General features: G+C 69.4%; 1 pseudogene. It reads left to right on the top strand.

Annotation, left to right across the window (positions count from 1 at the left end):
• Window positions 1–13: 13 nt before the first annotated feature.
• Window positions 14–2,156 (top strand): annotated as a pseudogene (locus ACFWJO_RS38080) (DNA gyrase subunit A); the annotation flags it as partial.

Genomic DNA, 2,156 nt, shown 5'->3' with positions numbered 1-2,156 from the left:
CGAGAGGACCCGCGTGAGCGACGAGACCACCCCCCAGACCCCGGACGAGCCCGTCGAGGGCGCCCCGACCCCGCAGCCCCCGCAGACCGGCCTGGACATCGAGGTCGAGCACTACGTGCTCCCCGAGGGCGCCGCCGACAAGGTCGAGCCCGTCGACCTCGAGTCGGAGATGAAGCGCTCGTACCTGGACTACGCGATGGCCGTGATCGTCGGCCGCGCGCTGCCGGACGTGCGCGACGGCCTCAAGCCCGTGCACCGTCGCGTGTTCTACGCGATGTACGACGGCGGCCATCCAGGACTGGGTCCAGCGCTACCCTCTGGCGCTCGGCCAGGGCAACTTCGGCTCCCCGGGCAACGATGGGGCGGCCGCCCAGCGCTACACCGAGACCAAGATGGCCCCGCTGGCCATGGAGATGGTCCGGGACATCGACGAGGACACCGTCGACATGCAGGACAACTACGACGGCAAGCAGCAGGAGCCCGTCGTCCTGCCCGCCCGGTACCCGAACCTGCTGGTCAACGGCTCCTCGGGCATCGCCGTCGGCATGGCCACGAACATCCCGCCGCACAACATGCGCGAGGTGGCCGCGGGTGTGCAGTGGTACCTCGAGCACCCCGAGGCCACCCGCGAGGAGCTGCTCGAGGCGCTCCTGGCCCGCGTGCACGGCCCCGACTTCCCCACGGGCGCGCAGATCCTGGGCCGCAAGGGCATCGAGGAGGTCTACCGGACCGGCCGCGGCCCCATCACCATGCGCGCTGTGGTCAACGTGGAGGAGATCCAGGGCCGCACGTGCCTCGTGGTCACCGAGCTGCCCTACATGACCAACCCGGACAACCTCGCCGCGAAGATCGCGGAGATGGTGCGGGACGGCAAGATCAACGGCATCGCGGACATGCGCGACGAGACCTCCGGCCGCACCGGCCAGCGCCTGGTGATCGTGCTCAAGCGCGACGCCGTCGCCAAGGTGGTGCTGAACAACCTCTACAAGCACACCGAGCTGCAGTCGAACTTCTCGGCCAACATGCTCGCGCTCGTGGACGGCGTGCCGCGCACCCTGTCCCTGGACGGCTTCGTGCACCACTGGGTGAAGCACCAGATCGACGTGATCGTGCGCCGCACCGCGTTCCGCAAGCGCAAGGCCGAGGAGCGCGCGCACATCCTGCGCGGCCTGCTCAAGGCCCTGGACATGCTGGACGAGGTCATCGCGACCATCCGCCGCTCGGCCTCGGCGGACGTGGCCCGCGAGGCCCTCAAGGAGCTCCTGGACATCGACGACGTCCAGGCCCAGGCCATCCTGCAGATGCAGCTGCGCCAGCTCGCCGCCCTGGAGTCCCGGAAGATCCAGGACGAGTACGACGACCTCATGGCGAAGATCGCCGAGTACAACCGGATCCTGGAGTCCCCGCAGCGTCAGCGCGAGGTCATCTCCGAGGAGCTCGCCGAGATCGTGGCCAAGCACGGCGATGACCGCCGCACCGAGATCATGGCCGGCTTCGACGGGGACATGTCCATCGAGGACCTGATCCCCGAGGAGGAGATGGTCGTCTCCATCACCCGCGGCGGCTACGTCAAGCGCACCCGGATCGACCAGTACCGGTCCCAGGCGCGCGGCGGCAAGGGCGTGCGCGGGGCGACGCTGCGCGGCGACGACGTCGTCGAGCACTTCCTCACCGTGTCCACGCACCACTGGCTGCTGTTCTTCACGAACTTCGGCCGCGTGTACCGCATCAAGACGTACGAGCTGCTCGAGGCCGGCCGCGACGCGAAGGGCCAGCACGTGGCCAACCTGCTCGCGTTCCAGCCGGACGAGCGGATCGCCCAGATCCAGCCGCTCGTGGACTACGGCCGGGCCCCGTACCTCGTGCCCGCCACGCGCGGCGGCCTCGTGAAGAAGACGCCGCTGCTGGACTACGACACGAACCGCACCGCCGGCCTGATCGCCATCAAGCTGCGTGAGGGGGACGAGCTGGTCTCGGCCCGCGTGGTCTCGCCCGACGACGACCTCATCCTGATCTCGCACAAGGGCCAGTCCCTGCGGTTCACCGCCACGGACGAGGCGCTGCGTCCCATGGGCCGTGCGACCTCGGGCGTGACGGGCATGAAGTTCCGCGACGACGACTCCCTGCTGACCATGGACGTGGTGGAGGAGGACGGC

The organism is Streptomyces sp. NPDC127092 (assembly GCF_042722475.1).
Taxonomy (GTDB): Bacteria; Actinomycetota; Actinomycetes; order Streptomycetales; family Streptomycetaceae; genus Streptomyces.
Note: the sequence above shows the minus strand (reverse complement) of the source record. Positions and strands in the feature narration are given on the sequence as shown.